23 protein-coding genes and 1 riboswitch are annotated in these 25,599 nt (G+C 69.8%); of the genes, 6 read left to right on the plus strand and 17 right to left on the minus strand.

Annotated features, from left to right (window positions below):
* Nucleotides 1-297: 297 nt before the first annotated feature.
* Together OXS31_RS07510 and OXS31_RS07515 are read right to left on the minus strand one after the other, a co-directional pair.
* Entirely contained in the window at nucleotides 298-1,674 is a 1,377-nt protein-coding gene (locus tag OXS31_RS07510; RefSeq protein WP_235389957.1) for an MFS transporter, read from the minus strand.
* A gap of 118 nt (nucleotides 1,675-1,792) precedes the next feature.
* Nucleotides 1,793-2,647, minus strand: coding sequence for an IclR family transcriptional regulator C-terminal domain-containing protein (locus OXS31_RS07515; protein ID WP_017642952.1), 855 nt, complete (start codon nucleotides 2,645-2,647; stop codon nucleotides 1,793-1,795).
* Between the two features lie 143 nt (nucleotides 2,648-2,790).
* On the opposite strand from OXS31_RS07515, the gene OXS31_RS07520 reads away from it, so the two are divergent.
* On the plus strand, nucleotides 2,791-3,309 hold the full coding sequence (locus OXS31_RS07520) for an Mpo1-like protein (RefSeq protein WP_144948602.1): 519 nt from the start codon (nucleotides 2,791-2,793) through the stop codon (nucleotides 3,307-3,309).
* On the opposite strand, the gene OXS31_RS07525 is transcribed toward OXS31_RS07520, so the two are convergent.
* From OXS31_RS07525 to cobG, 7 genes are all read right to left on the minus strand, one after another.
* On the minus strand, nucleotides 3,294-4,058 hold the full coding sequence (locus OXS31_RS07525; RefSeq protein ID WP_027598801.1) for an ABC transporter ATP-binding protein: 765 nt from the start codon (nucleotides 4,056-4,058) through the stop codon (nucleotides 3,294-3,296). The two genes, OXS31_RS07520 and OXS31_RS07525, sit on opposite strands and share 16 nt — an antisense overlap.
* A complete protein-coding gene (locus tag OXS31_RS07530; RefSeq protein ID WP_017642949.1) occupies nucleotides 4,055-5,089 on the minus strand; it encodes an iron ABC transporter permease in 1,035 nt (344 codons plus the stop codon). Before OXS31_RS07530 ends, OXS31_RS07525 begins: the two co-directional genes overlap by 4 nt.
* Complete coding sequence (locus OXS31_RS07535; RefSeq protein WP_144948600.1) at nucleotides 5,086-6,102, minus strand: ABC transporter substrate-binding protein; 1,017 nt, start codon at nucleotides 6,100-6,102, stop codon at nucleotides 5,086-5,088. Before OXS31_RS07535 ends, OXS31_RS07530 begins: the two co-directional genes overlap by 4 nt.
* 30 nt (nucleotides 6,103-6,132) lie before the next feature.
* A riboswitch (cobalamin riboswitch) is annotated at nucleotides 6,133-6,280 on the minus strand.
* A gap of 6 nt (nucleotides 6,281-6,286) precedes the next feature.
* Nucleotides 6,287-7,957 carry a precorrin-3B C(17)-methyltransferase gene (gene cobJ, locus OXS31_RS07540; protein ID WP_267398603.1) on the minus strand — a complete coding sequence of 557 codons (1,671 nt, stop codon included), beginning with the start codon at nucleotides 7,955-7,957 and terminating at the stop codon, nucleotides 6,287-6,289.
* A complete protein-coding gene (locus OXS31_RS07545; RefSeq protein ID WP_007161114.1) occupies nucleotides 7,945-8,685 on the minus strand; it encodes a precorrin-2 C(20)-methyltransferase in 741 nt (246 codons plus the stop codon). The genes cobJ and OXS31_RS07545 overlap by 13 nt, the downstream gene beginning before the upstream one ends.
* Nucleotides 8,685-9,311 (minus strand): precorrin-8X methylmutase, encoded by a 627-nt coding sequence (locus tag OXS31_RS07550; protein WP_017642945.1) that lies wholly within the window; start codon nucleotides 9,309-9,311, stop codon nucleotides 8,685-8,687. Before OXS31_RS07550 ends, OXS31_RS07545 begins: the two co-directional genes overlap by 1 nt.
* On the minus strand, nucleotides 9,304-10,590 hold the full coding sequence (gene cobG / locus OXS31_RS07555; protein ID WP_346659862.1) for a precorrin-3B synthase: 1,287 nt from the start codon (nucleotides 10,588-10,590) through the stop codon (nucleotides 9,304-9,306). Before cobG ends, OXS31_RS07550 begins: the two co-directional genes overlap by 8 nt.
* A gap of 98 nt (nucleotides 10,591-10,688) precedes the next feature.
* Between cobG and cbiE the strand changes: the two genes are divergently transcribed.
* From cbiE to cobM, 3 genes are all read left to right on the plus strand, one after another.
* Entirely contained in the window at nucleotides 10,689-11,891 is a 1,203-nt protein-coding gene (cbiE, locus tag OXS31_RS07560; protein ID WP_267398605.1) for a precorrin-6y C5,15-methyltransferase (decarboxylating) subunit CbiE, read from the plus strand.
* 434 nt (nucleotides 11,892-12,325) lie between these two features.
* Entirely contained in the window at nucleotides 12,326-13,048 is a 723-nt protein-coding gene (locus OXS31_RS07565; protein WP_197851190.1) for a cobalt-precorrin-6A reductase, read from the plus strand.
* Nucleotides 13,045-13,776 (plus strand): precorrin-4 C(11)-methyltransferase, encoded by a 732-nt coding sequence (cobM, locus tag OXS31_RS07570; RefSeq protein ID WP_027598808.1) that lies wholly within the window; start codon nucleotides 13,045-13,047, stop codon nucleotides 13,774-13,776. The genes OXS31_RS07565 and cobM overlap by 4 nt, the downstream gene beginning before the upstream one ends.
* A 138-nt stretch (nucleotides 13,777-13,914) precedes the next feature.
* Here cobM and deoC read toward each other — a convergent pair whose 3' ends face one another.
* Entirely contained in the window at nucleotides 13,915-14,592 is a 678-nt protein-coding gene (deoC, locus tag OXS31_RS07575; protein ID WP_144948591.1) for a deoxyribose-phosphate aldolase, read from the minus strand.
* A gap of 94 nt (nucleotides 14,593-14,686) precedes the next feature.
* Between deoC and deoR the strand changes: the two genes are divergently transcribed.
* A complete protein-coding gene (gene deoR, locus OXS31_RS07580; RefSeq protein WP_027601060.1) occupies nucleotides 14,687-15,451 on the plus strand; it encodes a DNA-binding transcriptional repressor DeoR in 765 nt (254 codons plus the stop codon).
* On the opposite strand, the gene OXS31_RS07585 is transcribed toward deoR, so the two are convergent.
* The 4 genes from OXS31_RS07585 to OXS31_RS07600 form a co-directional block, all read right to left on the minus strand.
* Nucleotides 15,444-16,529, minus strand: a complete 1,086-nt coding sequence (locus OXS31_RS07585; protein WP_267398609.1) for an aldose 1-epimerase family protein — start codon at nucleotides 16,527-16,529, stop codon at nucleotides 15,444-15,446. The genes deoR and OXS31_RS07585 overlap by 8 nt on opposite strands.
* Before the next feature lie 13 nt (nucleotides 16,530-16,542).
* Nucleotides 16,543-17,874: an L-fucose:H+ symporter permease gene (fucP, locus tag OXS31_RS07590; protein ID WP_027598812.1), complete on the minus strand. Its 1,332-nt coding sequence runs from the start codon at nucleotides 17,872-17,874 to the stop codon at nucleotides 16,543-16,545.
* A 46-nt stretch (nucleotides 17,875-17,920) separates the two neighbouring features.
* The gene (gene rbsK / locus OXS31_RS07595) at nucleotides 17,921-18,847 is read right to left on the minus strand and encodes a ribokinase (RefSeq protein ID WP_027601062.1); all 927 of its coding nucleotides are present in this window, start codon (nucleotides 18,845-18,847) and stop codon (nucleotides 17,921-17,923) included.
* Nucleotides 18,848-19,090: 243 nt separating this feature from the next.
* Nucleotides 19,091-20,416 carry a DUF3100 domain-containing protein gene (locus OXS31_RS07600; RefSeq protein WP_027598814.1) on the minus strand — a complete coding sequence of 442 codons (1,326 nt, stop codon included), beginning with the start codon at nucleotides 20,414-20,416 and terminating at the stop codon, nucleotides 19,091-19,093.
* Between the two features lie 330 nt (nucleotides 20,417-20,746).
* Here OXS31_RS07600 and OXS31_RS07605 point away from each other — a divergent pair, with 330 nt between their 5' ends.
* On the plus strand, nucleotides 20,747-21,649 hold the full coding sequence (locus OXS31_RS07605) for a LysR family transcriptional regulator (RefSeq protein WP_042137384.1): 903 nt from the start codon (nucleotides 20,747-20,749) through the stop codon (nucleotides 21,647-21,649).
* Between the two features lie 222 nt (nucleotides 21,650-21,871).
* Here the strand turns inward: OXS31_RS07605 and OXS31_RS07610 are convergent, their stop codons facing one another.
* The 3 genes from OXS31_RS07610 to OXS31_RS07620 are packed head-to-tail and all read right to left on the minus strand — an operon-like array spanning nucleotide 21,872 to nucleotide 25,518.
* The gene (locus tag OXS31_RS07610) at nucleotides 21,872-23,026 is read right to left on the minus strand and encodes a M20 aminoacylase family protein (protein WP_267398610.1); all 1,155 of its coding nucleotides are present in this window, start codon (nucleotides 23,024-23,026) and stop codon (nucleotides 21,872-21,874) included.
* 3 nt (nucleotides 23,027-23,029) lie between these two features.
* Nucleotides 23,030-24,544: an aldehyde dehydrogenase family protein gene (locus tag OXS31_RS07615; protein WP_267398611.1), complete on the minus strand. Its 1,515-nt coding sequence runs from the start codon at nucleotides 24,542-24,544 to the stop codon at nucleotides 23,030-23,032.
* Nucleotides 24,545-24,549: 5 nt separating this feature from the next.
* Complete coding sequence (locus OXS31_RS07620) at nucleotides 24,550-25,518, minus strand: NAD(P)-dependent oxidoreductase (protein ID WP_262378362.1); 969 nt, start codon at nucleotides 25,516-25,518, stop codon at nucleotides 24,550-24,552.
* Nucleotides 25,519-25,599: the final 81 nt, after the last annotated feature.

Below are 25,599 nucleotides of genomic sequence, written 5' to 3' on the forward strand. Positions count from 1 at the left end.
ACTGTCCGCTGCGCGCGAAACCTTTCATGGAACCCCTTGGACGTCTGCACCCGCTCCAGGAGCCTGTCCATAATCTCGCGAGCTAGAGCCAAACAAGGCGAAAAGGCCTGAGGAAGCGGAATTTACTTAAAGTAAATGAGCATTCCGAAGGGGTTTTCAACGCTGTTTGGCCGACGCGCAGCAGATTATGGACAGGCTCTAGGGCGGGTGACTGCGAAGCTAGCAAAGGGTGCAACTTTACGCGGTGGCAGCGCCTGCGCCTAGCGCCCGCCACCGGCAAAAGGGAAGCCATCGACCTCAGGTCGCGTCGGCGTGACTGACCACCCCCTTGATCAGCACCGCCAGGGCGGCGAGACCCGCCGGCAGGAGCAGCGCGGTGAGCACCTGGGTGAAGCTCCAGCCCAGGCCCAGCAGGGTCGCGCCCATCCAGGCGCCGGTGATGGCGCCGAAACGGCCGATGCCGAGCATCCAGGAGACCCCGGTGGCGCGGCCATGGGTCGGGTAGTAGCGCGCCGCCAGCGAGGGCATGGCCGACTGGGCGCCGTTGATGCACATGCCGGCCACCAGCACCAGGGTGGCGACCAAGGCGACCTGGCCCAGGCTCTGGCCGACGCAATAGGCGAAGACGCCCGCCAGGACATAGAACAGGCCGATCACCTTGTGCGGATTGAATCTGTCCATGGCCCAGCCGACGAACACCGCGCTGAGCACCCCGCCGAACTGGAACAGCGCGCCGATCAGGGCGGCCTGCTCCAGGCTGGCGCCGGCGTCGCGCATCAACGTCGGCAGCCAGCTGGTGAGCAGGTAGACGATCACCAGGCCCATGAAATAGGTCAGCCACAGCAGCAGGGTGCCGGCGCTGTAGCTGCGGTTGAAGATCACCGCGAAGACGTTGCCGGTCTTGACCGACTTCTGCTCGGGCACCACGAAGTGCCGCGCCTCGGCGGCTTCGCGGCCGATGGGTGCCAGCACCCGGCGGATGCGCTCGGCGCTCTTGCCGTGCACCACCAGATAACGCGCCGATTCCGGCAGCCAGAGCAGCAGCACCACGGCCAGCGCCAGGGGCAGCACGCCGCCCAGCACCAGCAGGCTGTGCCAGCCATAGGCCGGGATCATCCAGGCCGAGACGAAGCCGCCGCCGGCCATGCCCAGGTTGAAGCCGCAGAACATGCTGGTCACCAGCAGCGACTTGAGGCGCTCGGGGGTGTATTCCGAGAGCAGCGTGGTGGCATTGGGCATGGCGGCGCCCAGGCCCAGCCCGGTGAGGAATCTCAGGATCACCAGCTGTTCGAGGTTGCTGCTGAAGGCCGACAGCAGGCTGAAGCCGCCAAAGATGAAGGTGGCGACCACCAGCACGCCCTTGCGACCGAAGCGATCGGCCAGCGGCCCGGAACCCAGGGCGCCAAAGACCATGCCGCCCAGCGCGGCGCTCATCACCGGCCCCAGGCTGGCCCGCGGGATGCCCCATTCCACCGACAGCGCCGGGGCGATGAAGCCCATGGCCGCGGTGTCGAGGCCGTCGAGAAAGACGATGAGAAAGCACAGGGCGACGATGCGCCACTGGTAGGCGGACAGCGCCTGGCGATTGATGAACTGCTGGACGTCCAGGGTGCCGGCTGTCGCCGTGGCCGAGGAATCGGCCAGGGGCACGGCGCCCGCGAGGGTGTGCGTCATGGTGGTCTGCTCGTGTTGTTGTTATCGGCGTGTTGCGCCACTGCGCCGACGTTAAGCCCAACCCCAGACAGCTGACAATTCGATTATCGGCGATATGGCCGATAATCGACCGGATTCGCTAGTGAAACAACCGGGTGCTCAATTCCTGGCTGGCCGCCAGGAGCACCGGCAGGAAGCGCGTCTCCAGCTCCTGGCGACTGACCCGACTGGCGTGGGTGCCGACGTTGAGCGACGCCAGCACCTGGCCGGCGGCGTCCCTCAGGGGCACCGCCAGGGATCTCAGCCCCACTTCCAGCTCCTGGTCGACGATGACGTAGCCTTGCTGGCGCACCTGGCCCAGGCACTCGATGAGCGCCGGCGGCTGATAGAGGGTACGGCTGGTCTTGGCCTGGAGGTCGGCGTGTTCCAGGTAGTCGTGCAGGGCGGCATCGTCCAGGGCGGCGAGCAGGATGCGGCCCATGGAGGTGCAATAGGCCGGCAACCGGCTGCCAACGCTGAGGTCCACCGAGATCAGTCGCTGCGGCGTGGCCGAGCGGGCGATATAGAGGATCTCGTCGCCTTCCAGGGTGGCCATGGAGCAGGCTTCGTGCAGTTGCTCGCTGAGGCGATCGAGCACCGGCTGGGCGGTGACCGCCAGGGGTGTCGACGACAGATAGGCGTGCCCCAGGGTCAGCACCTTGGGCAGCAGCGAATAGGTGCGCCCATCGGTGGTGACGTAGCCCAGCTTCATCAGGGTGTGCAGGCAGCGACGCACCGCGGCGCGAGGGATCTCGGTGCGATGGCTGATCTGGGCGATGGTCAGCTGGCGCTTGCGCTCCTGGAAGGCGTGGATGACCGCCAGGCCGCGGGCCAGGGAGGTCATGAAATTCGGGTCGCCGGTGAAGGCTTCGATGCGCTTGGCCGGCGAGGCGATGATGGGCGGCGCGGCCAGTGGCGGCAGACCGGTGGCGTGAGCGGTGCGGTTATCGTCCATCGACCCTATCCTCGGCAGGCTTTTGATCGATTATCGAGCGAGGGGGCGATTATCGCAATCGCATTTCTGCCGACACCCGCAGACGCGCAGGGGCCTCCAGGTGCATGCTAAGGCTTCCCGCCCAGCCGCCTGGATGCCTGTCGATGAAGACCCTGGAAGATCATCTCAGCCAGTACGCGAGCTACCACCGCGATCCGCGCAATATCGCCAGCCACTTCCCCGGCATCCTGCTGATCGTGCTGGCGGTGGCCATCCTGCTGTCCCGACCGGTCTTCAGCCTGGCCGGCTGGCCGCTGTCACCCGCGGTGCCGGTGGCCGGTGCGGTGGCGCTCTTCTATCTGCGCCTGGATCGGCCGCTGGGGCTGCTGATGAGCGTCCTGCTCGCGCTCGCCCTCTGGCTGGGCGCCGCGCTGGCGGCCCAGACCACGGGTGTCTGGCTGGCCTGGGGGCTGGGTCTGTTCCTGGTCGGCTGGGCCATCCAGTTCGTCGGCCACCACTACGAGGGGCGCAAGCCGGCCTTTCTCGACGACCTGGCCGGCCTGGCCATCGGCCCGCTGTTCATCGCCACCGAAGCCGTCTTCTGGCTGGGCGGTCGCCAGCAGCTCAGGCAGGCGATCGAAGAACGGGCCGGCCCGGTGCGGCGCCGTCAGCCCAGTCGATAGCGGATCGACGGCCGACCGTCGGGACCGTCCAGCGTCACCTGCGCCCTCACCCCCCAGACCTGCTGGATCAGCGCGGCCGTCAGCACCTCGCCGGGGGCGCCTTCGGCGACCAGGCGGCCGTCGCGCAGCACCGCCAGGCGATCGCAGAACAGCGCGGCGAGGTTGAGATCGTGGATGGCCAGCACGCAGGTCGCCGGCAGGCGGCGGACCAAGTCGAGGATCTCCAGCTGGTGCTGGATATCGAGGTGGTTGGTGGGTTCGTCCAGCAGCAGTTCGCTGGGCTCCTGGGCCAGGGCACGGGCGATCTGGGCGCGCTGGCGCTCGCCGCCGGAGAGGCTGTGCCAGCGCCGTGCCGCCTTGTCGACCAGGCCGACCTGGGCCAGGGCGCGCTGGCAGACCTCGGCGTCGCGCGCGCTCCAGGCATCGAGCAGGCCACGATGGGGCGTGCGCCCCAGGCGCACCACCTCGGCCACCGACAGATCGGCCTCGGTACCCGCCTGCTGCTCCACCAGGGCGACCCGACGCGCCAGGTCGCGCCGGCGCAGCTCGGCCAGCGGCGTCCCGTCGAGACTGACCCTACCCTCCTCCGGCCGCCGCAGCCCGGCCAGCAGCCGCAGCAGACTGGACTTGCCCGAGCCATTGGGGCCGAGCAGTCCGAGCACCCCACCGGGCGGCACCGCGAGGGTCACCCCGGCGAGGATCGGCTGGCCGCCGGCGCTCCAGGCCACGTCGCGCGCGGCGAGGCTCATCGGACCTCCCGTGCGCGATAGAGGATGAAGGCGAAGGCCGGGGCACCGACCAGGGCGGTGACCACGCCGATGGGCAGGGTCTGCTTAGCCACCAGGGTGCGGGCGACGATGTCGGCCAGCACCATGAACAGCGCGCCGATCAGGGCGCAGGTGGGCAGCAGCCGGCCATGCCCCGGACCGACCAGGAAACGCGCCACATGGGGGATCACCAGGCCGACGAAGCCCACCGCGCCCACCAGGCTGACCAGGCAGGCGGTGATCAGGCCGGTGACGGCCAGCAGCAGCAGGCGCAGCGGTCCCACCGCCACCCCGAGGCTGGCGGCGGCGTCTTCGCCAAAGGCGAAGGCATCCAGCGCCCGGGCGCAGGCCAGGCACACCAGCAGCCCGGCGAGCACCACCCCGGCGGCCAGCCAGACATCCGGCCAGCGCACCCCGGCCAGGCTGCCGAGCAGCCAGAACATCACGCTGCGCGCCTGCTCGGCATTGGCCGCGGTGGCAACGATATAGGCGGTCAGGGCATTGAACAGCTGGGAAGCCGCCACCCCGGCGAGGATGATGCGGGTACTGCCGCCGCTGCCGAGAAAGGGCAGCACCACGGCGAAGGCCAGCACCGCGCCGAGAAAGGCGCCCAGGGAGACACCAAGCACCCCGCCGCCGACGCCCAGCAGCATCACCAGCACCGCGCCGGTGGAGGCGCCGGCCGACAGGCCGAGCACATAGGGCTCGGCCAGGGCGTTGCGCAGCAGCGCCTGGAGGATGGCCCCCGAGACCGCCAGGCCCGCACCGCAGCAGGCGGCCACCAGGGCGCGACTGAGGCGGTATTCCCAGACGATGCCCTGGACGATGCGCTCCACCGGATAGGGCCCCAGGCCGAGGCCGTTGGCGATGGCCTGCAGACTGGTCAGGGGCGCGATGGGCATCTCGCCGAAGGACGCCGCCAGCACCACGCTCGCCGCCAGCGCCAGCACCGCGGCCAGGCCCAGCAGCCAGCGCCAGGGCCGGGCGCCTTCGGCCGCGAGGGGCAGACTCATGGTTGCGGCTTGGCCAGGTCGGCGGCCAGGGTCTCGACGCTGTCCACCACCCGCAGCGAGGGATTGAGGGTCGGGGCGTCTACCACCAGCAGATGATTCTCGCGTACCGCGCGCAATTCGCGGGTCAGGGGATCGCTGCGCAGGAAGGCCAGCTTCTTGTCTACGTCATCGGCTGGGTAGAGACGCCGGTCCATGCGCGCCACGACGATATAGTCAGGGTCCAGGCTGGCGATGCGCTCCCAGCTCACCGCCGGCCATTCCTCGGCGCTGTCGACCACGTTGCGCAGGCCCAAGGCCCGGGCGATCCAGGCCGGCGCACCGAGGTTGCCGGCGACCCAGGGATCCCCTTCCAGCCGCGGACTGGAAAACCAGAACAGCACCGAGCGGCCCTGCACCCCGGCGGCTTTGGCCTGCTCGCCCGCGGCGGCGATACGGCGGTCCAGGTCGGCGACCAGACGCTCGCCGGCCGGCTGCACATCGAGGATGGCCGCCAGCTCCCGGGCTTCGCGGGTCACCAGCTGCATGTCGAAGGGCGCGCTGCGGCTGCCATCGCTGTTGGAATCGGCGGTCACCGCCTTGCCCTCGCAATCGCTGGGCGCCACATAGGCGGCGATGCCCAGCTTGGCGAAGCGCGGGAAGTCCGCCACCTCGCCACCGGGGCCGACGTGATAGGTGTACTGGGCCGCCACCAGGTCCGGCCGGGTGCCGACCACGGCCTCGAAGCTGGGGGCGTTGTCGGCCAGCCGCGGAATGCCCTTGCCCGCCGCCTGCAGGTCCGCGGGCAAGCCGCCGAACCAGACGCCGGTGCCCACCAGCCGCGCGCCCACGCCCAGGCGCAGGAGCAACTCGGTGCTGGCCTGACCGAGGCTGACCAGCCGCTGGGGCGCGCGCTCGAAGACCAGTTCACGACCGCAGTTGTGCACGGTCAGCGGATAGGCGGTGGCCGCCTGGGTGGTGAGAGAGGCAACGGACAACAGGCCGGCGGCGAGCAGCGGCAGAAGATGGCGAAACATGGACTCTCCTTGGGATGACGCGTCCCTTGTGGATGTTGGGTAGCCCCTGGCAAGGTCTGGCTCGCTTCTCGCGAAGCTCACAGTGGCGCGACCGCGCCGGAGTTGCACCGGCTTCCCGCCAGGGAACAGGAAGGTCGCCGAGGGTGAGCCAGCAGCAACCAGGATTCAAGCACTAAATGTTACTTTATAACAATTCCGGATCGTACCAGCGCGGCGTATAGACCCACTCGCCGCCACCGGCCCGCGGGAAACGCCGGGTATGGCTGGAGCCGAGGATCACCAGGGTGCGTGAATCCACCATGTCGCTGCGCAGCGCGCCGAGGCTGGTGTATTCGAGACCGCCACCGGGACGGCCGACGTCGCGGCCGAGGATCACCGGGGTGTTCGCCGGACGGCAGCTGCGCAGGACGTCCAGCGCCCGCTCCAGCTGATGCGGCCGGGCCTTGGAGATGGGGTTGTAGAAGGCCATGGCCAGGTCCGCCGCGGCGGCCTGGCGCAGGCGCTGCTCGATCACCGCCCAGGGCTTGAGGTTGTCGGACAGGGAGATCAGGCAGAAGTCGTGGCCCAGGGGCGCGCCGGCCAGGGCGGCGCTGGCCATGGCCGCGGTGATGCCCGGGAGGATCTCCAGCTCCACCGCCGCCCAGCGCGGATCGTCGGCGCCTTCCAGCACCTCCAGCACCGCGGCGGCCATGGCGAAGACGCCCGGATCGCCGGACGACACCATGACCACCTGGCGACCGCTGGCGGCCAGTTCGAAGGCGTGGCGGGCGCGCTGCAATTCTTCGCGGTTGTCGCTGGCATGGGCCAGCTGATCCGGGCGCAAGGGACCGGCCATCTGCACGTAGGTGGCGTAGCCGAGCACGTCCTGAGCCTGGTCCAGGGCGCGGCGCACCACCGGCGCCATGAGCTCCGCCGCGCCGGGGCCGAGGCCCACCACGCTGAGGCGCCCGCGGCGCTGGCCCAGGTCCTCGGCGTCCAGCGGCCGGTCATGCAGGTGCAGGGCGAGGCCCTGGGCCTGGGCCCGCGCCACCGACGCCCGGGCGAAGTCCGGGGTACGGGCGTCGACGAATCTCAGGGGTACGGCCAGCGTCTGGCTCAGCTCGGCGAGACCGGGCGCGGCCATGTCTTCCGCCCGCGCCAGCAGCAGCGCCACGGCGCCCGGCGCATAGCCGGCGCTGGCGAGCAGCGCGGTGACGGCGGTGGCGGTGGCATCGGCGCGTACCGCCACCAGCACGGCGCGGGGATGGATCAGCAGGGTGTGATCGTCAGCGCTGGCCAGTGGCGAGACCAGGATGCGCTGCCGCGCCGCGGGATCGCGGGCCAGGGGCACCGCGTCCAGCCAGGGCGCCTCGCCCTCGATGCGTACCGGGGCGCCGGCCAGCAGATCGGCCACCCGGTGCTTGGCCACGTCGACATCGGCCAGGGCATAGCCGGCCGGCGGATCGAGCAGGCAGGTGCCGAATCTCAGTTCGCCACTGGTGGTGATGGCCGGGGCCACGTTCAGCAGCGTACCGAGCTGACGGGCCAGGCGATTGGCGCCGGCCAGGCCGCCCAGCAGCGGCACCACGGCGCTGCCGTCTTCGGCCACGGCCAGCACCGGCGGCTCGGCGGTCTTGTCGTCCAGCAAGGACGCCAGGCTGCGGATGACGATGCCGGCGGCGCAGAGCACCAGCAGCGGGCGCTGCTGCCGATAGAGGTCACGCAGGTGATCGCCGAAGGCGCTGTAGCTGACGTCGCCCTCGACCCGCCCAGCCAGGCCATGCACCAGGCTGCCCGGCAGGCCGGCCTGCAAGCGGCGGGCGGTGGCCAGGGCGCCGGGACCGAGGATGACGATGGCCGGGCTCAACCCTTCCATTTCACCCCCGGCACCACCACCAGCGAGAAATACGGCGAGGCCATGGGGTCGACGGCGTCCAGCGCGACGATGCGCTGATTGTCCATGGTGGCGCGCTCGATGTAGCGGGCGCGCTCGTCCAGACCCAGCTCACGCAGCACCTGGCGCACCTTCTCGAAGTTGCGCCCCAGCTTCATCACCACGGCGGCGTCGGCGCTGGCCAGGCGCGCCTTGAGTTCTTCCGCGGAGAGCACACCGGAGAGCACCGTCAGGGTCTGGTTGCGATAGACCAGCGGCAGGCCGAGCATGGCCACGCCGCCGAGCATGGAGCAGACCCCCGGCACCACCTGGGCCTCGTAGCGCTCGGCCAGGCGGTCGTGCAGGTACATGTAGGAGCCGTAGAAGAAGGGATCGCCCTCGCAGATCACCGCCACGTCGCGGCCGGCGTCCAGATGGTCGGCCACCTGGGCGGCGGCGGTGTCGTAGAAGTCGGCGATCACCGTCTCGTAGGACAGCGGCGGTGCCAGCTTCTCGGTGGTCACCGGATAGACCAGCGGCAGGCGCTGCTGGCCGTCCAGCAGATAGCCCTCGATGACGCCATAGGCATTGCCGCCCTGGCCCGCGTTGGCCTTGGCCTTGGCGACGAAATAGGCCACCACCGGCGCGCCCTGCAGCAGGCGCAGGGCCTTGAGGGTGATGAGTTCCGGATCGCCGGGGCCGACGCCCAGGCCGAGCAGGCGGCCTGCCATCACTCCACCTCCGTAGCCAGGGCGTTGACCGCCGCGGCGGCCATGGCACTGCCGCCCCGCCGGCCGCGGACGATGACATAGGGTACGCCGCGGCTGTCGGCGGCCAGGGCGTCCTTGGACTCCATCGCCCCGACGAAGCCCACCGGCATGCCGAGGATCAGCGCCGGCCTGGGCGCCCCGGCGTCGAGCATTTCCAGCAGATAGAACAGCGCGGTGGGGGCATTGCCGATCACCACCACGCTGCCGGCCAGGTGCGGCCGCCAGCGCTCCAGGGCCACCGCCGAGCGGGTGTTGCCCTGGGCCACGGCCAGCTCGCGGATGCCCTCGTCGTGCAGGGTGCAGATCACCTGATTATTCGCTGGCAAGCGGGTACGGGTGACGCCCTCGGCGACCATGCGCGCATCGCAGAGGATGGGCGCGCCGGCCGCCAGCGCCGCGCGCCCGGCCGCCCCGGCCCCCGGGGAAAAGGCCAGGTCCTGGACCACGTCGACCATGCCGCAGGCGTGGATCACCCGCACGGCGAGCTTTTCCAGGTCGGCGGGGATGGCCGAGAGATCGGCCTCGGCGCGGATGGTGGCGAAGGATTGGCGATAGATCGCCTGGCCGTCGCGTTCGTATTCAAGCATCACTGGGACTCCGGGCCAGCCAGGCGGCGGCCTCGTCGAGGGACAAATGGGTGGCGCGCCGCCGGCCCGGACCGGGCTGGGTGGCGTCGCGCACGAAGAGGTCATAGCGACCGGGGGCCATCGCCAGCAGGGTGTGGGGTGCCTGTCCGGCCAGGGCGCAGCTGCGCGGGCAACCGGAGAGGTGCACCTCGACGCCGGCCGGCAGCCGCTCGGCCAGGCGCAGGGCATCGCCCTTGGTGTCGGCCCGGCCCTTGGCGCAGCCCTGACTGCCGGTACAGGCGACCAGCCGGGCCAGGGGCGCGGCGGGATCGGTGATCAGCTCCAGGGTGGCCAGCGCGGCGAGCAGCTTGGCGGCCTGGTCGACCGGTACATCGGGCAGCAGCAGGCCCTGCCAGGGGGTGAGGTGCAGGTCGCCATTGCCGTGGTGTTCGGCCAGGTCGGCGACTGCCTCTAAAGTCGTGGCCGGCAGGCGGCCCAAAGCCGGTTGGACGCCAACCCAACACAAGCCGGATTGCCGCTGAGGATGGCTACCGAGGCGTCCTGCGATTTCCGCTGGCGCACGTGGGTGGCTCTGAGTCGGCAGCAGACCAAGACCGGCCAGCAGCTCCTCGACCGGCCGTTGCGCAAGCAGCTGTCTCATGCGGCTCTGTTCAGGGTCAGCCAGGTCAAGGAAGCGATGCAGCAGGGTCGCCACCGTGGCCACCTCGCGTCCCGCGGGGATCAGGCCCAGGGGCGCATCCGCTGGGGTGCCAGCCAGGCCAAGGACATAGCCCTCGGCGCGCGCCGACAGCCAGACATCATGGGGATGGTCGAGCCGGGCCAGGGCTTCGCCGCCGTCCAGTTGCAGAGCGAACTTGGCCGACAGCCCATGCAGGCGGCGGTCGCCTTCCAGCAGGGCGAGCAATTCGGCGGCCAGGGGACGAACGTCGCGCAGCTGCTGCGGATCCCTGCCGGCAGACGGGCTGAGCAGCAGATTGCGCACGTCATCGGCGGCGGGATCGGCCGGCCCCAGACCGGCGGCCTGCAGCTCGGCCACCAGGGCAGCGGCACCGTCCTGGCGTACACCACGCAATTGCAGGTTGGCCCTGTTGGTCAGCTCCAGGACCCCGCTCGCCCAGCGCGTGCTGGCGGCGGCGATGGCCCGCGCCTGGGCTGCCGTCAGCCGGCCCCCCGGCAACTTCACCCGGCACAGGCCGCCATCGCGCGCGGGCACGATGCGCAGCAGCCCCGGACAGGCCGAAGGCCGCGGGACGAGGGCGGAAGGAGACGGAGGATTCACGGCGGAAGGTCGGGCTGAACGGGGAAAGACGTTATTATGCCCGCTTTGCCCGACCCCTTGAAAACGCCCGGTCGGCTGACGTTCGATGAGGTGTGTTCATGATCCCCTGGCTGACCGTGGTGGGTATCGGCGAAGACGGCTACCCCGGCCTCGGCAAGCAGGCCCGCCGCGCCCTGCTGGAGGCGGGGGTCGTCATCGGCGGTCCGCGCCAGCTGGCGCTGCTGCCACCCTGCATCCGCGCCACCCGCGAGCCCTGGCCGCAGCCCTTCGCCCTGGCCCCGGTCCTGGACCGCCGCGGCACCCCGGTCTGCGTGCTGGCCAGCGGCGATCCCATGCTGTTCGGCGTCGGCGCGAGCCTGGCGCGCCAGCTGTCGGCCGACGAACTGCAGGTGCTGCCGGCGCCCTCCTCCTATTCCCTGGCCGCGGCTCGCCTCGGCTGGCCGCTGCAGGACGTCACCCTGCTGTCGGTGGTGGCCCGCCCGCTGGCCGCCGTGGTGCGCCATCTGCACCCGGGCGCCCGCCTGCTGGTATTGAGCAACGACGGCCACAGCCCTGCGGCCCTGGCCGCGCTGCTGGTGGACCAGGGCTTCGGCGCCAGCCAGCTGCAGGTGCTGGAGCACCTGGGCGGTCCTCTGGAGCGCCGGATCGCCGGTCGCGCCCAGGACTGGTCGCTGGCGGAAGCGGCGGCGCTCAACCTGGTGGCCATCGAGGTCCTGAGCGAGACTGGGGAGACGGGTCTGCCGCTCACCCCGGGTCTGCCGGACAGCGCCTATCGCCACGACGGCCAGCTGACCAAGCGAGACGTGCGCGCCGTGACCCTGGCCCGCCTGGCGCCGCGCCCCGGCGAACTGCTGTGGGACGTGGGCGCCGGTTGCGGCTCCATCGGCATCGAATGGGCGCGCAGCCATCCCGGCTGCCGGGTGCTGGCCATCGAGGCCGACGCCGGTCGCCAGGCGCATATCCTCCACAACCGCGACCACCTCGGCGCCCCGGCGCTGCACCTGGTGGCCGGCCTGGCCCCTGAGGCCCTGGCCGGTCTGGCCACCCCGGACGCCATCTTCATCGGCGGCGGCCTCACCGCGCCGGGGGTGCTGGACGCCTGCTGGGCCGCCTTGCGTCCCGGCGGCCGCCTGGTCGCCAATGCCGTGACCCTGCAGACCGAAGCCGCCCTGGTGGCCTTTCGCGAACGCCACGGCGGCGACCTGACCCGCCTGCAGGTGGCCCAGGCCCAGCCGCTGGGCGCCTTCGACACCTGGCGTGCGGCGCTGCCTATTACCTTGCTGGACGTGGTGAAGCCGTGAGGGTTGGACGTGCCCCCCTCACCCCGACCCTCTCCCCGAGGGGAGAGGGGGTGGCTTGGTGTGACCCTTTAATCCGCGGCGGCAAGCGGCGCCTTGCCCCCTCACCCCAGCCATCTCCCCGTAGGGGCGAGGGGGCGGTTAGGCGTGCCTCCTTCACCCCTGAAGACGGTGAGCTGCGCCTTGCCCCCTCACCACGCGGGGTAGGGGGGATGATTGGGTGGTGGCTTGGAAGTCTGGCGTACGGGCTGACGCCCACGACGCTTGCTGAGCACGCTGTGATCATCGGCGGGAAAGCCGCCTGTGAGACCAATACCCCTACTCCGCCGCCCGCCCCCAGGCACCGCCTTTCCTCCCCTCTCCCTCGGGGAGAGGGGCCGGGGGTGAGGGCGCGCCATGCATGACGAAACCTCCGCCGCTCCGGGGGAAGACCGCCCATGAAGATCCTTCTGCTCGGCGGCACCACCGAAGCCCTGGCCATCGCCCGCACGCTGCAGGCGGACGCCCTCTACAGCCTCGCCGGTCTCGGTCGGGTGCCCCAGGACCTGCCCTGCCAGGTGCGGGTCGGCGGCTACGGCGGCGCCGCGGGGCTGGCCGCCTTTCTCCACAGTGAAGGCATCGAGTTGCTGCTGGACGCCACCCATCCCTACGCCGCCCGGATCAGCCACAACGCCGGCCTGGCCGCGGCCCAGTCCGGTATCCCCTGCTGGGCCCTGCGCCGCCCCGGCTGGCAGGCTTGTCCCGACGACGACTGGCGCGAGGTGGCCGACTGGAGCGAACTCCAGACCACCCTGGCGCCCTTCACCCGCCCCTTCTTCACCCTGGGTCGCGAACCCCTGGAGCACCTCGCGGAAATCCCGCCCCACCAGTTCTGGACCCTGCGCCTGCTCGACGCCCATCCCGGCCACGCACGGGCGCGGATCATCGCTGACCGTGGTCCCTTCGCCTTGGAGGCCGAGCGCCTGCTGTTCGCCCAAGGCGACTTCGATGTGCTGATCAGCAAGAACAGTGGCAGCGCCGCCACCCAGCCCAAGTTGCAGGTGGCCCGCGAGCGGGGTCTGCCGGTGCTGATCCTGCGCCGCCCCGAGTTGCCCTGCGTCGATCGTGAATTCGCCAGCGTCGCCGACCTGCTCGCTGCCCTGGCCGAGGAAACCCCATGACCGTTCATTTCATCGGCGCCGGCCCCGGCGATCCCGACCTCATCACCGTCAAGGGCCAGCGGCTGATCCGCCAGTGCCCGGTGATCCTCTATGCCGGCTCCCTGGTACCGCCCGCGGTGCTGGAAGGTCACCAGGCCGAGACGGTGATCGACACCGCCCACCTGGACCTGGATGCCATCGTCGGCCATCTGGCCGCCGCCCATGCCCGCGGCCAGGACGTGGCCCGGGTGCATTCCGGCGATCCCTCGCTGTACGGCGCCATCGGCGAGCAGATCCGCCGCCTGCAGGCGCTGGGCATTCCCTACGAGATCGTGCCCGGCGTCACCGCCACCGCCGCCTGCGCCGCCCTGCTGGGTTGCGAGCTGACCCTGCCCGGGGTCAGCCAGACGGTGATCCTGACCCGCTACGCCAGCCGCACGGCCATGCCGGAAGGCGAGGCGCTGGCCGACCTGGCGCGCCATCGCGCGACCCTGGCCATCCACCTCGGCGTCGGCCAGCTGGAGCGCATCGTCGCCGACCTCCTGCCGCACTACGGCCCCGGCTGCCCGGTGGCGATCGTCCACCGCGCCAGCTGGCCGGACCAGGACAGCGTCCGGGGCACCCTGGCCGACATCGTCGAACGGGCGCGGGACAAGGATTTCCGCCGCACCGCGCTGATCCTGGTCGGCGAGGTACTGGCGCCAGGGGATTTCAGCGATTCCAAGCTCTATCGGCAGGGGCCGGGGTAGTCATCAAATGCCTTTATCGCGGCCATGCCGGTGCGCCGTAGCGACCGCTCCTACGGTTACATCGGAGCCTGTAGGAGCGGCCCATGGCCGCGATAAAACACCCCTACCCTAGAGAGAAATGACGGCGATTTCCGGAGTTCAATACCCCACCCCACCCTCGCCACCGCTGACGATGGCCACGCCCGAGCTGGTCCCCAGGCGGGTCGCGCCGGCGTCCAGCATGGCCTGGGCGGTGGCGCGGTCACGCACGCCGCCGGAGGCTTTCACGCCCATTTCCGGACCCACCTCTTCGCGCATCAGGCGGACATCGTCCAGGGTCGCGCCGCCATGGCCGAAACCGGTGGAGGTCTTGACGAAGGCGACGCCGAGGTCGCGACAGATCCGGCAGGCCTGGCGCTTCTGCTCATCGTCGAGCAGACCGGTCTCCAGGATCACCTTGAGCGGTACCGCGCCACAGGCGGCCTGCACCGCGGCGATGTCGGCGGACACCTCTTCCAGCAGGCCATCCTTGAGCCAGCCGAGGTTGAGCACCATGTCGATCTCCCCGGCCCCGGCGGCGATGGCCTGCGCGGCCTCGAAGGCCTTGGCCGCGCTCAGCCCGGCGCCGAGCGGAAAGCCCACCACCGCGCAGACCTTGACCGCGCTGCCGGCCAGTTGCGCCGCGGCATGGGGGACCTGGGCGGAATTCACGCACACCGAATAGAAGCCATGGGTGCGCGCCTCCTGGCACAGGCGGTCGATCTGGGCGCGGCGGGCATCGGCGGCGAGCAGGGTGTGGTCGATGGTCTTGGCGAGTTCGCCGGGTTCAAGCTGCATGGGGCCTCCTCAGGCACGGGTAGCGTATGATCGGATCAGAATTCTTGGTTGGTGCGGCCTGCACCTCTAGTCGGACTCCCGTAGCGCACCCCTCATGGATAGCAAGAAAGCCGCTCGGCTCAAGCTGATGCACCAGGCGCTGCAGGATCAGCACGCCATTCACCTGCGCGAGATGGCCCAGCTGCTGGGTGTCTCGGAAATGACCCTGAGACGCGACCTGCGGCTCCCGCCGGACGGCCTGCGCCTGCTCGGCGGTCATGTCACCCGCGATGTCGGCGGCAGCGAGGCGCCCGGCTACCAGGTGGTGGAACAGGACCTGCGCCAGGTCGAGGAAAAGCGTCGCATCGGTCGGCTGGCCGCGGCGCAGATCCGCGCCGGCGACACCGTCTTCCTCGATTGCGGGACCACCACGCCCTTCGTGGTGGACTTCATTCCCGATGACCTGGAATTCACCGCCGTCTGCCATTCGCTCAATGTGCTGCTCAAGCTGCAGCAGAAGGTCAACTGCACCCTGGTGGTCTGCGGCGGCACCTTCCAGCGCAAGAACCAGATTTTCGAGAGTCGCCTGGAGACCGGGGTGCTCGATGGCGTGCGCCTCACCCATGCCTTCGTCTCGGCGGCCGGGGTGAGCGCGGACTTTGGCGTCACCTGCTTCAACTTCAACGAGGTCGAGGTCAAGCAGAAGGTCCTGCGCCAGGCCCAGCAGCGGCTGCTGCTGGTCGACCATACCAAGTTCGACGTGGTGCGCGCCGCGCATTTCGCGGCGCTCGGCGACTTCGACCTGGTGGTCAGTGACGGACGCATTCCGCGCAGCTATCGCGAGCGGATCGAGGCGAACGGCGCGCAACTGCTTACCTGATCCGCGCCGGGTCGGCCAGGCGCGCCAGCAGCGCCTCGCGCTCGGCGGCGGCGAGATAGCCGGTCCGAACGCTGAAGGCGCGGCGTTCACCCGGCTGCAGCTGCTGCACCTGGCCCTTGGCCGTCTCGGCCAGATAGCCCTCCGGTTCGCAGGTCGCCGGCAGCACGAAGGCCGCCACCTGCTGATCGGGGTTGTGCAGCACCCAGCGCGTGGCATGGGGCAAGGCCTGCGGGCGATAGGCCGTGTAGAAGGCGGCGCCGCCCGGATGCTCCAGCAGGAAATGCGCCTCCCCCGCCGCGTCGGTCCCCGGCGCATCGATGAAACTGACGATCTCCGGCTGGTAGCGCGCCGGCGCATCCAGCACCCGCAGTCGCTCGGGGTCCTCGGCCAGTTCGGCGATGAAGGCCTGCCAGTCGGCGGTCGGCCGCACATGGGCCGGCACGCTGGTGCGCACCCGGGTGCGGGCCACCCCGAGCGGCTCATGGAAGCGTCCGCCGGGCACATAGGCGTAGTTCATGTGCGCCATGTACATCAGGTCCATGGGCTGGCCGGCCTGGTTTTCCACCTCCAGGCCCAGTTCGAACACCGCGCTGTCCGCTCTCAGGGTCACGCGGGGCTGGGCGCGATAGCGATCGCCGAAGCCCATGGCGTAGTCGTGGCGGCCGCCCAGACGCAGGAAATCGCCCTCCGCGTCCCGGCCCAGTTCCAGCCAGGCCTCGTCCAGCGGCGCGCAGGGCAACTCGCCGTGCAACTCGTGGCTGTCCTCCGGCGCCGGGCAGCCGTTGCGCAGCACCCCGGCGTGGAACATGAAGCAGCCATAGGTCTCGATGATCCGCCGGGTCGGCCGCGGTTGGTCGAACAGCCCCGGCATGGTCAGGCGGCAGCCGTCGAAGGTGGCGTCCCAGATCATCTGCCCCTGGTAGGGCAGCACCACCAGGCGGCCACGACGATTCTCCAGCGCCAGGGCGCGCACCCCGGAGGAATAGGTCCAGGCGCGCACCTGGAAGGCGTCGCTGGCGAGCAGGGTGCGCTTGTCGGCGGTGAATTGCTCAGGCTGCAGGGGCAGGCGTACGGACATGACGACGTCCTCCTCAGGCGGTCTGGGCGGCGCCCACCGGCAGCCGTTCGCTGGCCGGGTGACGCAGGCAATAGAGGGCGTAGGCGACGATCACCGTGAAGCACAGCAGCGGCACCGAATAGGCCAGCTGCATGTTGCCGCCGGTGTAGTCCGACAGCAGGCCCTGGAAGATCGGGATCACCCCGCCGCCGACGATGCTCATCACCAGCAGCGAGCCGCCGAATTCGGTGTCCCGGCCGATGCCGTCGACGGTCAGGCCATAGATGGTCGGCCAGCAGGGGCCAAGGAAGATGCTCACGCCCACGGCGGCGTACACCGCGGTGATGTTGGGCACCAGGATGGTGTAGGCCAGCAGCGCGATGCACAGCACCCCGTAGACGCCCAGCACCTTGGCCGGATGCCAGCGGCGCATCAGCAGGTTGGCGATCAGCTTGCCGACGAAATAGGCGGCGAAGGTGGTGAGCAGGAACCAGGAGGCGCTGCGCTCGTTCATGCCGCCGAGTTGCATGGCCAGGCGGATGGTGAAGCTCCAGACGCCGACCTGGGCGCCGACGTAGAGGAATTGCGCCAGCACGCCAAAGACGAAGCGCGGATTACGCCGCAGCCGACCCAGGCTGGCGGCGACGCCGTCGCCCTCGCTGCGTACGCGCTCGTTGCCCTTGCAGGCCGGATAGCGGGTGCAGGCGATGAGCACGAAGATCAGCACCAGCACGCCGATCATCCACTGGTAGGGCGTCAGGGTGGCCTGGATCATCTGCAACTGCTGGGCGGCGGCCTCGGCGGGATTCATCTGCAGCAGCTGCGCCTGGCTGGCGTCACCCTCCTTGAACATCACGAAGCTGCCGACGTAGACCCCGGTCATGGCGCCGAAGGGGTGGAAGGTCTGGGAGATGTTCAGCCGACGGGTGCCGGTCTCGCGCGGCCCGAGCAGGGTCGAATAGGTGTTGCAGGCGGTCTCCAGAAAGGACAGCCCTGCGGCGATCACGAACAGCGCCAGCAGGAACATGCCGTACTTGGCCATGGAGGCGGCGGGAAAGAACAGCAGGCAGCCGACCATGTAGAGGAACAGGCCGAAGAGGATGGTCGTCTTGTAGCTGAAGCGCCGCACCATCAGCGCGGCCGGCAGGGCCAGGAAGAAATAGCCGAGATAGAAGGCCGACTGGACGAAGGCGGTCTGGAAGTCACTGAGCAGGAAGGCCTTCTTGAAGTGGGCGATGAGCACGTCGTTCATGCTCGCCGCCGCGGCCCAGAGGGCGAAGATGCAGCACAGCAGGATGAAGGCGAACCACGGCGTGCGGTTCAGGTAGTAGCCGTCGGCACTGGGCCGCAGGGGTGACTGGCTCATTGTTGTTCTCCGTAGGGTGCCAGGGTGAGGGATCGCCGACCTTGCGTCAGAGATCCAGGGAAGCGAGGTAGTCTTCGAAGACCGCGGCCTCGGGATAGGAGGTCTGGGTGCCGCGCCCGGTGACCGACAGCGCCGAATAGGCCACCGCCCGCTGCATGGCCTCCCGCAGGCCCAGGCCCTGGACGCGGCCGTGGGCGAAGCAGCCGATGAAGGCATCGCCGGCGCCGGTGGTGTCGAGGGCCGCCACCCGCTGGCCGGGCAGGCTGAATTCACCCTCCTCGCCCACGTACAGCGCGCCCGCGGCGCCCAGGGTGACCACCACGTGCCGGATGCCGCGACCGGCCAATACCCGCGCCGCGGCGAAGGCGCTGTCGCGATCCGCCACCGGCAGGCCGCTGACCAGGGCCAGCTCGGTCTCGTTGGGGACGAAGTAGTCCAGCCGGGCGAGGTGCGCGGCGCTCAGGTCGGCCACCGCCGGCGCCGGATTGAGCAGCACCGGGATGCCCAGGCGCTGACCGCAGTCGATGGCGGCATAGACGGTCTCCAGGGCGATCTCCAGTTGCAGCACGATCAGCGCGCAGTCGCGCAGATCGGCTTCCGCGGCCTGGATGTCGGCCGGACCGAGGGCGGCATTGGCGCCCTTCACGATGAGGATGCTGTTGTGCGAATCGGGCTGCACGAAGATCGGCGCCACGCCGCTGGAGCGCCCGGGCGCGCGGGTGACGTGGCGGGTGTCGATGCCGAAGCGGCGGAAGTTGGCCAGGGTGTTGTCGGCGAAGAGGTCGTCGCCGACCTTGGTCACCATCAGCACCTCGCTGCCCAGCTTGGCCGCGGCGACCGCCTGGTTGGCGCCCTTGCCGCCACAGCCGAGGGCGAAGTCCGGCGCTTCCAGCGTCTCGCCCTGGACAGGCAGTCGCTCGATATAGGTGATGAGATCGACCATGTTGCTGCCGATGACCGCGATTTTGCCCATGCCGAGCGCGCCTCCGTTTTTCTTGATGTTATTAAATTAACGGTTTTTGTTAATTTTCCATCATAGATACTGCAACTCGGGGCGCAGCTCAAGCGCCGGTGATCGTCCACGGACGACAGCGAGCGTCCAACCCTCAAGGCTGGGAGCTGCGACACACGAAATGCGAGAAACGGAGAGATTGGACGGCGGTGCGGTACGGCAGCGGGAAGCAGCGCACCGGGGACCCGGTGCGCGCGGGGCGGATCAGTGGAAGAGTTCGGCGATGAACACGGCGCCGATGAAGGTGCCGAAGCCGGCGGTCAGGGAGACCACCACGATGCGCCAGCCCAGCCGGCGAAAGGCCGGGATGTCCTTGGCGATGGACAGGCCGGCGAAGGCCAGCATGGGCGTGATCACCGCCAACACGCCGACGCTGTTGGCGGCGGCGGTGATCTGCGGCGCCAGCGGGCACCAGGGCGAGGTGAGGAACATGGCCACCAGCGACACCCAGCACACCGCCGGCACCTTGCGGCGGAACAGCTGGCAGAGCAGCTCGCCGACGACGGCCGCGCCGATCATCAGCGCCACCGCGATGAGGGCGGCAGCCGGCAGCGTCTTGGTCGCCACGAAGGTGCCCAGCAGGGCCAGGCCGGCCGCGGCGAACCAGGCACTCAGGCGTCCCGACCAGCCCAGCTCCACCGGCTCGTCCACCACCGTCTGGTCTACCGCGCTCTGGGCGAAGGAGGCCTTGGTCGTCCGGCCGATACGCGGCTCCAGCACCCGATAGCCCCAGACCGCCAGCGGCAGGGAGATGAACAGGGTGAAATAGGTACCCAGGGTGGTGGTGATGAGGTTGGCCGCGGCGGCCAGCGCCATGACCTCCTTGGCCACCTCGGGGGTCTGCTGGGCCGCCACCGCACCGGCCGCGGCGGCCATGATGCTGCCCGAGCCGATGCCGGCGCCCATGGCCAGGGAATAGGGGTGGAAGATGTTGAGGCTGGCGATGAAGCCGGCGACGATGGCCATGAACACCGCACCGATCAGGGTGCCGGTGAGGTACTCGGCGAGCACACCGCGGCCTTCCGGGGAGTCCATGCCGTAGCGTTCGCCGATGATCGCCAGGCTCGGTTCGCGCCCCACGGAGAAGGTGGCGCCGATGGCCTCGCGCTTGATGCCCAGCAGCAGCGCCACGGGCAGGCCGAGCAGGATGGTGCCGACGAAATGGCCCAGCTCCTGGAAGGCCAGCGCCCAGCCGGCGGCGATCACCGTGGGCAGGGAACCGCCCACCACCAGGCCGAGCTTGGCGATGAAGATCAGCAAGGCGTACTGCAGGATGGCCGCCGAGCGCACCTGGGCGCTGCGGCTGACGCTCAGGCCCTGCGGCAGTCGCGTGCTGGCCAGGCCAATGGCGGCGCCCAGCAGCAGCGCCCAGATCATCGGCAACAGCACCACCTTGCCCGGGCCCAGCGGGATGCTGACCGAGCCGATCAGCTCGGCGATCAGCAGCACCAGCGCCGCCCAGAAATAGAGTTTCACGGTATCGCTGACAGCTCGGTCCTGGCCCACGGCCAGCGTCGGATTGGCGCTCATTCTTCCCCCTGCGGCCCGCTCGCGGGCTCGGTTGTTGGTATGGTTGGCAGTCGCGAGCGGCGAAGCCCGCTGGGCAGAAAAGGGCTCCGCGAGGGAGCGCGACCCGGTCGTTCTGGAGGTCTGGTCGAGGTCGCACGGCTGGCGTACCGGAGGCTGGAAGCCCGCCGCGGACAGGGTCTCGCGCGGGGTTCTGCGCCCTTTCCGGGGCTCTGCGTCGCGGGCCTCGGCCAGGCCGGGGCGGCCGTGGTCTTGGCCCGAGTATGGACAGCGCCCTGTTCTCTCTCCAATACTGGAAATGGCCTTTTCCGTTGCCTTTACGAGAACATACGGATGCGTGGGATTCACGAACAACGCTTGCACTATTTCGTCGAGGCGGTGCGGCTGGGCAGCGTGCGCGCCGCCGCCGACGCCCTCGATATCGCCCCGTCCGCGGTCAGCCGGCAGATCGCCCAGGTCGAGGCGGAACTGGGCGTCGACCTGATCGAGCGCCACCGCCGCGGCATCACCCCGACCGAGGCCGGGCGCCTGGTGCTGGATTACTTCCGCCAGCGTCAGACCCAGCTCGACGGGCTGAGAGACGCCATCGCCGATCTGCAGGGGCTGCGCACCGGTCGCGTGGTGCTGGCCATCGGCGAAGGCTTCATCGGCGACCTGTCGCGCAGCCTGGGCGACTTTTCCGCGCGGCATCCGGAGATCGAGGTCAGGGTCAACGTGGTGGGCACCAACGAGGTGATTCGCCAGGTGATGGAAGACGAGGCGCAACTGGGGCTGGTGTTCAATCCGCCGCGCGATCCGCACCTGCGGGTGCATGGCAGCCGCGGGCAGCCGCTCTATGCCATGGTGGCGCCGGAGCATCCGCTGGCCGCGACCCAGGGCCCCGTGACCCTGACGGAGCTGGGCCAGCATCGCCTGGCGCTGCCGGACATCTCCTACGGCATCCGCCAGATGCTCGACGCCGTGGAGCAGGCCGCCGGCCAGCGCCTGGCGCCGACCCTGACCTGCAACACCTTCGCCCTGCTCAAGCACTATGCCCAGCAGGGCGGCGTCACGCTCCTGCCGCTGTTCGCCGCGACCCAGGAACTGGACAGCGGCGCCTTGCGCGCCCTGCCCCTGGCCGATCCCGGCTTCGCCCGTGCCCACGTCGAGCTGGTCACCCGCCTGGGCCGCAAGCTCAGCCGCGCCGCGGACGAGTTGCGGACCAGCCTGGTGCAGCAGATGACCGCCTTTCGCTGAGCGCCTGCCCAAAGCCAGCTGCGCGTCGGCCAAACTGCGTTGAAAAGGCCCTGGGTCGCCAGCCCGGCCGGAATGCTCATTTACCATGAGTAAACTCCGCTTCCTCAGGCCTTTGATTCGCTAGCGCTCACCCTCCGGGCCAGCCTTCGGCTGTTACTCCCGTTGGTCGTTGCGCCTTGCTTGACTCTAGCTCGCAAGCCTTTGAGCAGACGCTAAGGCGTCTCAGGCGGGCAGTTCCTGGCGCACCAGCTCGGCCCACAACCGTACGGCCGGTTCGATGATGGCGTCGTTGAAGTCATAGGCCGGGTTGTGCAGCGGCGCCGAGGGCTGGGCGCCGTCGACCCCCAGCCAGAGATAGGCGCCGGGACGCGCCGCCAGCATGAAGGCGAAGTCCTCGGAGGCCATGGATGGCGGTACGCCATCGCTGACCCGCTCGGCACCAAAGGCCCTTACCGCCGCCTCACGCACCCGCGCGGCCTGGGCCGGATGGTTCTGGGTCACCGGATAGCCGCGGGTGAATTCCAGCTCGCCGCGCACGCCCTGAGCCAGCGGCGCCTGGGCGACGATCTCGCCGATCAGCCGCTCCACCTCGGCGCGCACCGCGCCGTCCAGGCAACGCACCGTGCCCCGGAGTCGCGCCACCTCGGGGATGACGTTGATCGCCTCCCCCGCTTCCATCATGGTAACGCTGACCACCGCCGACGCCAGCGGCGAGATCCGCCGGGCAACGATGGTCTGCAGCTGCAGGATCAGGTCCGCCGCGGCGACGATGGGATCGCGGCCGCGCTCGGGCATGGCCGCGTGGCAGCCCTTGCCGGTCAGGGTGATAGCGAAGGTGTCCAGCGAGGCCATCATGGCCCCCGGATTGACCACCACCTGGCCGGCCGGCAGCCCCGGCCAGTTGTGCAGACCGTAGATGGCGTCCATCGGGAAGCGTTCGAACAGGCCCTCCTCGATCATCTTCTGGGCGCCGCCGAGATTTTCCTCGGCGGGCTGGAAGACGAAATAGAGGGTGCCGCGGAAATCGCGGTTCTCACTCAGGTGGCGCGCAGTGGCCAGCAGGATGGCGGTGTGGCCGTCATGGCCGCAGGCATGCATGCGCCCGGCGGCGGTGGAACGATGGGGCACGTCCCCCACCTCCTGCATCGGCAGGGCGTCCATGTCGGCGCGCAGCCCCAGACTGGGGCCCTCGCCATGGCGCAACACCCCGACCACGCCGGTGCCGCCGAGGCCACGATGGACCTCCAGGCCGAAGCCCTCGAGCAATTCGGCGACCCGCGCCGCGGTACGGTGCTCGGCGAAACCCAGTTCGGGATGGGCGTGGAAATCGCGACGCCAGCTGCGGGCGTCGTCCAGCAGCGCTTGGTGAATGGTCATGGGCTACTCCAGGCTGGCGCCGTAGCCGAAGCCGGCGGCGGGGACGGCGGCGGTTTCCACCCAGACGCTCTTCACCTCGCTGTATTCGCGCAGGGCGTCGAGGCCGGAGGAGCGACCGTAGCCGCTCTCGCCATAGCCGCCGAAGGGCGAGCTGACGTGGATGGTCTTGTAGCCGTTGACCCAGAAGGTGCCGGCGCGCACGCCACGGGCCACCCGGTGGGCGCGCCCGACATCGCGGGTCCAGACCGCGCCGGCCAGGCCGAAGCGACTGTCGTTGGCGATGCGGATGGCGTCGGCCTCGTCCTTGAAGGGAATGGCCACCACCACCGGCCCGAAGATCTCTTCCTGGGCGCAGCTCAGGCCATTGTGACCGGCCAGCACCGTGGGATTGACGTAGTAGCCGGTCCCGGCGGGCAGCGGTTCGACGCCATTGGCGACATGCCGCGCGCCCTCGCCCAGGGCCCCTTCCACCATGGTGCGCACATGGGCGAATTGCTTGGCGTTGTGGATCGGACCGATCTGGGTCTCGGGATCGCTCGGGTCACCCACCTTGAACTGGCTGGCGGCGCGGGCCACCGCCTGAATGAAGCGCTCGTAGATGGATTCCTGCACCAGCAGTCGCGAACCCGAGACGCAGCTCTGGCCGGCGCCGGAAAAGATCGCCGCCTGGGCACCGCGCACAGCCAGGTCCAGGTCGGCGTCTTCGAAGACGATGTTGGCCGACTTGCCACCCAGCTCCAGCACCACCGGGATGCAGCGCTGGGCCGCGGCGGCGGCGATGTGCCGGCCGGTGGCCGGCGAGCCGACAAAGACCACCTTGCGGATGTCGGCGTGGGCGATCACCTGCTGGCCCACGGTATGCCCCTGGCCGGCGAGCACGTTGACCAGGCCCTTGGGCGCGCCGGCGCGTTCCACCAACACGCCGAGCAGCAGCGAGGTCACCGGGGTCAGCTCGGAGGGCTTGAGGATCACCGCGTTACCGGCGGTGATGGCCGGGGCGATCTGCCAGCCGCCGGTGAAGATGGGCGCGTTCCAGGGGGTGATCTGCAGCACCGTGCCCAGGGGTTCGTAGGTCACGTAGTTGAGATGACTGGTGGGCACCGGGATGACTTCGCCGTGCAGCTTGTCGGCCCAGCCGGCGTAGTACTCGAACATCTCGGCGACCTTGAGCACCTCGACGCGGGCATCACGGATCGGCTTGTTGGCGGTCTGGGATTCCAGTTGCGCCAAAACCTCGGCTTCCTCGCGGATCAGGGCGCCAACCCGGTAGATGATGCGCCCGCGCGCCTGGGCGGTCAGGGCGCGCCATTCCTCGCGCGCCCGGCGGGCGGCGGTATCGGCGCGCTCGACCACGGCCAGGTCGGCGTCGGGGTAGCTGTAGGCGGGGCTGTCGTCATGGGCGTTGCGCACGGTGATCCGCTCGCCACTGCCGTCGACGAAGGTGCCGTCCACAAAGCTGGCGACCTGCTGGCGGTCGCCCCAGAAGGGCTTGAGCAATTCCAGTGTCTTGGCGTTCATCGTGATCATTCCCCCTTGCCGAACAGGTCTTCGCTGGTACGTCGTGCGATGGCGCAGAAATCCTCGCCATCGGCCAGGGTCTCGGCGCTGGCCTTCCAGGCCTGGGCCGTAGCCGCGGCCAGTGGCAGGTCGAGGCCGAGTTCGGCGATGAGCTGCTGGGCCAGGCCCACGTCCTTGCGCATCAGGCCCATGGTGAAGCCGGAGTCGTAGGCCTTGTTCAGCACCCAGGTGGGGAACATGCCCTGGCTGGCGGCGCTGCGCCCGGAACCGGCATTGATGCCTTCGAGCAGCTTTTCCGGAGCGACGCCGGCACGGGCGGCCATGGTGACGGCTTCTGCGGTGGTGATCAGGTGCGCCGCGGCCAGGAGGTTGTTGGCGATCTTGGCGATGTTGCCGGCACCCACGGCGCCGATATGCACCCGGGTCGCGCTCATGGCTTCCAGCGCCGGTAGCGCCTTGGCCAGGGCCACCTCGCTACCGCCGATCACCATGGTCATGGTGCCGGCCGCGGCACCGGCGGGGCCGCCGGAAACCGGGGCATCGAGGAAGTCGGCGCCGACCTCGGCGAAGGCCGCCGCCACCCGGCGACTGGTCTCCGGGGTGGAGGTGGTGGTGTCGACCACCACGGTGCCCGGTCGCACGCGGCTGACCAGACCCGCCTCGCCCAGGCACACGGCCTCGACATGCTCGGCCTTGGGCAGCGACAGCACGATGACGTCGCTGCTGGCGGCCAGGGCCGCCAGGTCGCCGGCGATGGCCACGCCCTGGGCGGCGACCCGCTCGCAGGCGGCGCTGGAAGGATCCAGTCCGGTGACGGTCACGCCCTTGCGCGCCAGGGTGATCGCCATGTTGCCGCCCATGTTGCCGAGTCCGATGACCCCGACCTGCCTGCCCATGCCTTGTTCCTCTTCTTCGAATTGGCGGTGACCGACCCGGTGGCCGGCCCCTTGGCGATCGAGTATGGGAGGCCCCAGGCATCACCACCAATACGGCATTCGGACTTTCATGTTGCGCAAAAGGCAACGTGAGCAAGAGGCACCAGCATCGTGCAAAGG

The sequence above is a fragment of the Pseudomonas sp. GM_Psu_1 genome (genome assembly GCF_026544185.1).
GTDB classification, from domain to species: Bacteria; Pseudomonadota; Gammaproteobacteria; order Pseudomonadales; family Pseudomonadaceae; genus Chryseomonas; species Chryseomonas oryzihabitans.

Bases quoted from the DNA above. Each gene is read 5' to 3' on its own strand.
- OXS31_RS07510 (WP_235389957.1), bottom strand. From the start codon at position 1,674: ATGACGCACACCCTCGCGGGCGCCGTGCCCCTGGCCGATTCCTCGGCC.
- OXS31_RS07515 (WP_017642952.1), bottom strand. From the start codon at position 2,647: ATGGACGATAACCGCACCGCTCACGCCACCGGTCTGCCGCCACTGGCC.
- OXS31_RS07520 (WP_144948602.1), top strand. From the start codon at position 2,791: ATGAAGACCCTGGAAGATCATCTCAGCCAGTACGCGAGCTACCACCGC.
- OXS31_RS07525 (WP_027598801.1), bottom strand. From the start codon at position 4,058: ATGAGCCTCGCCGCGCGCGACGTGGCCTGGAGCGCCGGCGGCCAGCCG.
- OXS31_RS07530 (WP_017642949.1), bottom strand. From the start codon at position 5,089: ATGAGTCTGCCCCTCGCGGCCGAAGGCGCCCGGCCCTGGCGCTGGCTG.
- OXS31_RS07535 (WP_144948600.1), bottom strand. From the start codon at position 6,102: ATGTTTCGCCATCTTCTGCCGCTGCTCGCCGCCGGCCTGTTGTCCGTT.
- cobJ (WP_267398603.1), bottom strand. From the start codon at position 7,957: ATGGAAGGGTTGAGCCCGGCCATCGTCATCCTCGGTCCCGGCGCCCTG.
- OXS31_RS07545 (WP_007161114.1), bottom strand. From the start codon at position 8,685: ATGGCAGGCCGCCTGCTCGGCCTGGGCGTCGGCCCCGGCGATCCGGAA.
- OXS31_RS07550 (WP_017642945.1), bottom strand. From the start codon at position 9,311: ATGCTTGAATACGAACGCGACGGCCAGGCGATCTATCGCCAATCCTTC.
- cbiE (WP_267398605.1), top strand. From the start codon at position 10,689: ATGATCCCCTGGCTGACCGTGGTGGGTATCGGCGAAGACGGCTACCCC.
- OXS31_RS07565 (WP_197851190.1), top strand. From the start codon at position 12,326: ATGAAGATCCTTCTGCTCGGCGGCACCACCGAAGCCCTGGCCATCGCC.
- cobM (WP_027598808.1), top strand. From the start codon at position 13,045: ATGACCGTTCATTTCATCGGCGCCGGCCCCGGCGATCCCGACCTCATC.
- deoC (WP_144948591.1), bottom strand. From the start codon at position 14,592: ATGCAGCTTGAACCCGGCGAACTCGCCAAGACCATCGACCACACCCTG.
- deoR (WP_027601060.1), top strand. From the start codon at position 14,687: ATGGATAGCAAGAAAGCCGCTCGGCTCAAGCTGATGCACCAGGCGCTG.
- OXS31_RS07585 (WP_267398609.1), bottom strand. From the start codon at position 16,529: ATGTCCGTACGCCTGCCCCTGCAGCCTGAGCAATTCACCGCCGACAAG.
- fucP (WP_027598812.1), bottom strand. From the start codon at position 17,874: ATGAGCCAGTCACCCCTGCGGCCCAGTGCCGACGGCTACTACCTGAAC.
- rbsK (WP_027601062.1), bottom strand. From the start codon at position 18,847: ATGGGCAAAATCGCGGTCATCGGCAGCAACATGGTCGATCTCATCACC.
- OXS31_RS07600 (WP_027598814.1), bottom strand. From the start codon at position 20,416: ATGAGCGCCAATCCGACGCTGGCCGTGGGCCAGGACCGAGCTGTCAGC.
- OXS31_RS07605 (WP_042137384.1), top strand. From the start codon at position 20,747: ATGCGTGGGATTCACGAACAACGCTTGCACTATTTCGTCGAGGCGGTG.
- OXS31_RS07610 (WP_267398610.1), bottom strand. From the start codon at position 23,026: ATGACCATTCACCAAGCGCTGCTGGACGACGCCCGCAGCTGGCGTCGC.
- OXS31_RS07615 (WP_267398611.1), bottom strand. From the start codon at position 24,544: ATGAACGCCAAGACACTGGAATTGCTCAAGCCCTTCTGGGGCGACCGC.